This window comes from Collinsella sp. AF37-9 (genome assembly GCF_003475115.1).
In the GTDB taxonomy this organism is placed as follows: Bacteria; Actinomycetota; Coriobacteriia; order Coriobacteriales; family Coriobacteriaceae; genus Collinsella.
The window spans coordinates 1-2,639 of the sequence record NZ_QROQ01000054.1; the positions used below are offsets into that span (position 1 = coordinate 1).

Consider the following 2,639-nt stretch of genomic DNA (forward strand, 5'->3'; position numbering starts at 1 on the left):
AGGGGGCAGGTTCTCCACGTGTTACTCAGCCGTTCGCCACTCGCTTCTGCCCGAGGGCAGGTGCCGTTCGACTTGCATGTGTTAGGCGCGCCGCCAGCGTTCATCCTGAGCCAGGATCGAACTCTCCGTCCAAAATAAATGGGCTTCGAGCCCGTCCGGTCCTCACAACTATTAGCTGATCGGTTCCGTTCGATTCATATGGTTCTATTAGATAGGAAAAGGAATTTCTCGGGGCCGCCTCTCGGCGGCCTTGCGAAAAACAAATCCAAGTTAGACCATTTCAAATGGTTCGATGTCTGCCCGGATGCGACACTGAATGTGTCCATCCTCGCAGTATCCGGTTCTCAAGGTGCACGCCCCGCGGCTGATCCGGTTGCACCGGGCCGCGCGGCAAGGAGATATATTGCCAGACCGGAGGGGCCCCGGGGGCGGGAATCTGGGCGTACACATTTCCTACACATATAAGGACTCTCGGCTGACTGGATAATATAAGAGGGGGCCTCGTTTCCGAGACCCCCTCTTTCGTCTATCTATAGAAATAGGCTTTCAAAGCCTTAGGCCAACAGCTTGCGACCGGACTCCTCAATCGCGTCAAGTGCTGCATCAGCCTCGGCGGCATCCGCGCCCTTGGCAAAGATATACAGCTTGATCTTGGGCTCGGTGCCAGAAGGACGGACGATACCCTTGTTGCCACCCTCGAGATCGAACTCAATGACATTAGCCTTCGGCAGGCCGTTCACGCAGGTGTTGTAATCCACGACGGCCTCAATCTTAGAACCGGCGAGCTCCGCAGGCGGGTTCTCGCGCAGACCGGCCATGATGCCGGCCATCTTTGCCGCACCCTCAGCACCCGGATAGCTCAGCGAAATCGTCTTATTGTGATAGTAGCCATACTTCTCGTACAGCTCGTGCATCGCATCGGCGAGGTTCTTACCTTGCAGCTTGTAATACTGAGCCATCTGGCAAATCAGCAACGAAGTGCTCACGGCGTCCTTGTCGCGCACATGGTCGCCAGCCAGATAGCCGTAGCTCTCCTCAAAACCGAAGATAAAGCGATCGACTTCACCAGCATCGGAAAGCGAGGTAATGATGTCACCGATGTACTTGAAGCCCGTCAGGCAGCGACGAAGCTCAAAGCCATACTCCTCGGCCAGAGCATCGACCATGGCGGAAGAAACGATAGTAGTAACGGCAACCTTCTTAGTGAGGTCCTCACCGCGGGCAGCACGGGTCTTGCAGATATAGTCGAGCAGCAGAACGCCCATCTCATTGCCGGTCAGCAGCAGATAGTCGTCGCCATTCTTAACGGCAACGCCAACACGGTCGGCGTCAGGATCGGTTGCAAGCAGCAAATCAGGGTGAACCAGCTCACAGAGATCGATGCCTTTCTGCATGGCCTGACGGATCTCGGGGTTAGGATACGGGCAGGTCGGGAAATCGCCGTTAGGTTCCTTCTGCTCGGGAACAACCGTGACATCAGTGATGCCAGCGCGTTCGAGCACCGTGGTGACGGGAATGAGGCCGGTGCCATTCAGCGGCGTATAGACAAACTTGAGCGGTGCGCCAGCAATCTCCTCGGCAGAAAGATTCGTAACGCCGCGGGCGAGAACGGCGTCGTAATAACGCTCGAGGCACGAGTCATCGATCCATTTGACCAGACCCTGCTCAAGAGCCTCATCGAAGTCCATGGACTTCACGCCGGTGAACGTATCCGTCTCGGCGATAGCCTTAGAAATTGCATCGGCGGCCTCGCTGGTGATCTGGCAGCCGTCGGGGCCATAGGCCTTATAGCCGTTATACGGCGCCGGGTTATGACTAGCGGTCATGCAAATGCCACCGGAGCACTTAAGATCACGGACGGCCCAGGAGAGCGTCGGCACAGGAGAAATCTTGGGATACACGAGGGCAGTCACGCCGTTTGCTGCAAGAATGGCAGCCGTCGTCTTAACGAACAGTTCACCCTTATTGCGGCTATCGCGAGCGATGGCAACCGTCGGATGCTCAAAGGTCGCATTGAGATAGTCAGCAAAACCCTGCGTCGCGCGACCGACCGTATAGATATTCATACGGTTAGTGCCCGCACCGATAGTGCCGCGAAGACCGGCAGTACCGAAGGCGAGATCCTGGAAGAAAGCGTCGGTGATGGCGTCCTCATCACCCTGCTCCTTCATCGTGTTGAGCTCTGCGAGGAGCTCCTCGTCCTTGACATTGGCAATCCAAGTATCAAGCAGCTCATGAACATCTGCCATGTGAGTCCTTCCGTCACAATCAATAAAACGACCCGTGTAAAACAGGACAAGCGCATCAGCGCGCTAAAGCAAATATTAGTCCATTGAGAACAGAGAACCGGCCACAGAACGGTGAACGTTTATATTCACCGGTGGATGATTGGATTGATTTAATTACATAGAGAATGTCGCCTTTTAACGCAAAAAGGGGGAGGCCGCGAGGCCTCCCCCTTCTCAGTTCAAGCGTACGGCTCGGTGCCGTCCACCGGTCAGCGGCGCCCTGGCCTCCCACGGGCTGGCCCCGCAGTACTCTCGGCGCGATGGGGCTTAGCTTCCGGGTTCGGAACGGGACCGGGCGTGCCCCCCATGCTCTGGCCGCTGACCGGTGGGCGGCGCCCACCGTTACGGTGA

1 protein-coding gene and 2 rRNA genes are annotated in these 2,639 nt (G+C 56.7%); all 3 read right to left on the bottom strand.

What is annotated here, in order from left to right; all coding sequences use genetic code 11:
- Window positions 1-132 (bottom strand): 16S ribosomal RNA (locus DW024_RS09820); the annotation flags it as partial.
- A 422-nt stretch (window positions 133-554) separates the two neighbouring features.
- Window positions 555-2,249: a phospho-sugar mutase gene (locus DW024_RS09825; protein WP_118377603.1), complete on the bottom strand. Its 1,695-nt coding sequence runs from the start codon at window positions 2,247-2,249 to the stop codon at window positions 555-557.
- Between the two features lie 246 nt (window positions 2,250-2,495).
- A 5S ribosomal RNA gene (rrf, locus tag DW024_RS09830) occupies window positions 2,496-2,611 on the bottom strand.
- Window positions 2,612-2,639: the final 28 nt, after the last annotated feature.